This is a genomic window from Marinobacterium sedimentorum (genome assembly GCF_024267675.1).
Lineage (GTDB): Bacteria > Pseudomonadota > Gammaproteobacteria > Pseudomonadales > Balneatricaceae > Marinobacterium_A > Marinobacterium_A sedimentorum.
The window spans coordinates 1-230 of record NZ_JALDYX010000159.1; the positions used below are offsets into that span (position 1 = coordinate 1).

Annotated in this window: 1 protein-coding gene; it reads left to right on the forward strand. The window is 39.6% G+C overall.

Annotated features, from left to right (window positions below):
- A partial coding sequence (locus MRS74_RS23720; protein ID WP_254582740.1) for an efflux RND transporter permease subunit occupies positions 1-230 on the forward strand: 230 nt, incomplete at both ends.

The following is a 230-nucleotide window of genomic DNA, read 5'->3' on the forward strand; positions in this document are numbered from 1 at the left end:
GAGTGGCCAAATAACCTTTTGGTGAAATTCACCAAAGATGAATCGAAAGACGTAAAGATCATGCTTAATGATCTCCAAAACAATATTCTTTCGGCTATCATTTTAGTAGTGATCGTCATTATAGCTATTCTTGGTGTACGCACGGCCTTGTTGGTAGGGATATCAATTCCCGGCTCTTTCCTAACGGGCTTATTGGTGCTCTCAGTATTTGGTTTAACGGTCAACATTAT